The organism is Acetobacter pasteurianus subsp. pasteurianus LMG 1262 = NBRC 106471, assembly GCF_000285275.1.
GTDB classification, from domain to species: Bacteria; Pseudomonadota; Alphaproteobacteria; order Acetobacterales; family Acetobacteraceae; genus Acetobacter; species Acetobacter pasteurianus.
In genome coordinates, this window is record NZ_CADO01000082.1 from 1 (window position 1) to 3,343 (window position 3,343).

General features: G+C 50.8%; 3 protein-coding genes. 2 read left to right on the forward strand and 1 reads right to left on the reverse strand.

Annotation, left to right across the window (positions count from 1 at the left end):
- Positions 1-71 precede the first annotated feature (71 nt).
- Together APA10_RS11240 and APA10_RS11245 are read left to right on the forward strand one after the other, a co-directional pair.
- Entirely contained in the window at positions 72-1,112 is a 1,041-nt protein-coding gene (locus APA10_RS11240) for an SMP-30/gluconolactonase/LRE family protein (protein WP_003631248.1), read from the forward strand.
- Positions 1,109-2,137: an alpha/beta fold hydrolase gene (locus APA10_RS11245; RefSeq protein WP_231111071.1), complete on the forward strand. Its 1,029-nt coding sequence runs from the start codon at positions 1,109-1,111 to the stop codon at positions 2,135-2,137. The genes APA10_RS11240 and APA10_RS11245 overlap by 4 nt, the downstream gene beginning before the upstream one ends.
- 52 nt (positions 2,138-2,189) lie before the next feature.
- Here APA10_RS11245 and APA10_RS11250 read toward each other — a convergent pair.
- Positions 2,190-3,343: ammonium transporter (locus APA10_RS11250; protein WP_050998026.1), on the reverse strand; the 1,154-nt coding region annotated here is incomplete at its 5' end.

The following is a 3,343-nucleotide window of genomic DNA, read 5'->3' on the forward strand; positions in this document are numbered from 1 at the left end:
GTCAGAAAACTCTTGCATAACGGACGGTAACCACAGAAGAAATCCGCGTCGAAGCAAAAGAACAGCTTTTTGTGGTCGCTCAGTCACCTTTTATTGCCAGCGGCGTTGCTGTCTCGCACGAAGGGGAGATTTTTCTTGGTTTGCCACGGCTCCCCGGTATGGAAAAAACCTTCTCTTTGGCGCGGGTAAACAGTAGCGGTCAGCCAATACCTTTTCCCGGAGGAAGCTGGAATACATGGCAAAAAGGACAAGATGGCACTCGGGCCTTTGTTATGGTGAATGCCATTCATCTTTTTCGCGATAATACACTGTGGGTTGTGGATCAGGGAGCCCCCCCAGGCGGCCAGCCACAAGCGGGTGCGCAAAAACTGGTCCAGCTTGATGTAAAAACCGGTCGCATTATCCGTGTGCTCAGTTTTTCTGATGCCATCATGCCGCCCGGTGCGCGGTTCAATGACCTGAGAATACATGGTGATCTGATATTTGTAACAGATAGCGGCCTTGGTGGTGTGATTATCCATAACCTTTCAACCGGAAAAACACTGCGGCGTCTGTCTGGCCAAAAGGTTATGCGGAATGATGGTATTCATCTCCATAAAGGTATAGGTGAGCGTATTCTGGCAGATGGAAACGAAAAGCGCCCTGATACTGCCAGTGATGATATTGAAGTCGATGCCAGTGGAACGTGGTTTTATTTTGCAGTTCCCGCAGGCCCCCTTAAACGTATCAAGGTAGCTGACCTTCTGGATACAGCCCAGACTGATAACCAGCTTGCGCAAAAGGTGGAAATTGTAGCGGAAATTCCCAGTATCGGCGGCACCTGCATGGATACGCACGGAAATTTCTATCTCGCAGATGCAGAAAACAGCCGGATTACCGTGCTTTCACCCCAAGGAAAGCGCGCAACACTGGTGCAGGATGACCGCCTGATTTCTCCGGATGCATTGTTCATAGACCGTCATCGCAGGCTGTATATTCCCTGCCCGCAATTGCAGAAGCTCGCTTTTTTGAACAATGGCCGGAACGAGGTTCGCGCACCGTTTCTGGTTCTCTCCATGCCCTTACCAGAAAGTCTGGACGGAATCTCGCTAGGCGAAGGCGTGGAAGGATGAAAAATATTCGGTCAGGCCACTCATCAGCACTGTGTGTGTTTCTAATGGCTGCAACCTTGTTCTTTAGCCCAGACAGCAAAGCAGCGCCCCAGAATGAGCCCATTTATGGGGCTGAATTACAAGGCTTTTCCTACCCGTGGCCTGTTGCGGAATTCTCTTTTCAGTCCCAGCAACAGACGTTGCACATGGCCTATATGGATGTTAGGCCGATGCACCCCAATGGGCAGGTTGTTGTGCTTCTGCACGGCAAAAACTTTTGTGCAGCAACATGGGAAAATACAATTCACGTTCTGACAGACCGGGGATACCGGGTTATTGCTCCAGACCAGATCGGGTTTTGTAAGTCTAGCAAGCCGCGGGCCTATCAGTTCAGTTTCGGGCAGCTTGCCAGCAACACCCGTGCCCTGCTGGCACATCTGAATATCTCGCAGTTTTCTATGGTTGGTCACTCCACGGGTGGAATGCTGGCCATTCGCTATGCTCTTATGTTCCCACAAGATATTTCCCGGCTGGTTTTGGTTGATCCTGTTGGGTTGGAAGACTGGCAGGCCAAAGGCGTGCCTTATAGAACAGTTGATGCATGGTATGCTCGTGAACGGGGCAAAACGGCCGAGCAGATCCGGGACTACGAACGAAAAGTCTATTATGCCAATGAATGGCGCCCCGACTACGAACCGTGGGTCCAGATGCTTGCTGGCATGTATCGGGGGCCCGATGCTGATCTTGTCGCGTGGAATTCTGCTCTACTTTACGACATGATTGCAACACAGCCAGTTGTTTATGATCTGCCACGCCTCAAGCCCCCAACAACATTGATGATTGGAAATAAAGACGTGACCGCGATCGGAAGTGATGGCGCTCCGCCGGATGTGCGCGCAAAGTTGGGACACTACGCCGAACTGGGCAAGCTAGCTGCCGCAGCTATTCCTGGTGCAAAGCTGATCGAATTCCCCAATGTTGGGCATACGCCCCAGCTACAAGATCCAAACACCTTTCATAAGTTCCTTCTTCAGGCGCTGAATTAAATAGCTGGGGTAGCATCATACATCAAAGCCACATATTAGCTGAGGATACGCCCTACCGCAGGGCCTCCCCATGCTCAGTAAGGTCAAGACCAATCAACTGCTGTTTTTCAGAGGCGCATAACCCAACAGTCTTTTTAAGGATTGTTAAAATAATCAGGGTCATAACTATGGTGAATACGGCTACAAAAACCGTTACTTCAATTTGCACAAGAAGCTGTTTCCAGTTCCCTTCCAGCACACCTCCCTTGCCTTCTCCCGCAACTGAAGAAGCCGCAAATACACCCGTAAGAATAGCACCCAGTACGCCGCCTACCCCATGAATGGCCCATACATCCAGTGCATCGTCAAAATGGAAACGGTGTTTAGGCCAGTTCACAGCCCACAGGCAGGCAACACCTCCTAAAGCCCCAATAATCAGAGCACCTGCTGGCGTTACAAATCCACATCCCGGTGTAATGGCTACCAAACCAGCAATTGCGCCGGAAATGGCTCCAAGCACACTTGGTTTGCCATACATTTTCCATTCTACCACTAACCACGAACACAATGCCGCACAGGCCGCTATTTGCGTATTAAGAATTGCCATGGCGGCTGAAGCATTGGCTCCAAGTGCAGATCCACCGTTAAAACCAAACCACCCTACCCACAACAGGCACCCACCACTTAGGGTGAGGATAAGGTTATGTGGCGCAAGGCTGGTAATGCCATCATCTTTTCGGCGCCCCACCACCGACGCCGTTACCAAGGAAGAAAACCCACTGGTGATATGCACGACAAGCCCACCAGCAAAATCCATGGCGCCCATTGTACCAAACAGACCACCTGGCCCCCATGTCATATGCCCTATGGGCATATAAATCAGTAGGCTCCACGCCGGGGTAAACCACATAGCTGTTGAAAACTTCATACGCTCTGCACAGGCCCCCAGCACCAAAACCGGCGTAATGGCTGCAAAGCTGAGTTCGAACACACAAAAAAGCACTTCAGGAATATTGGGAACACTGTCCAGCACAGACGTAACACTGACATGCTGCAACATGACTTTACTGAGGCCGCCAATAAAGGGTGTGCCGGGCGTAAAGATTAAACTATACCCACACACCACCCACAGAATACTTAATATTGCGCCGCCCGTCATGGTCTGCACGGATATGCTTCTGTGGTTACCGTCCGTTATGCAAGAGTTTTCTGACCCATATTGACGTG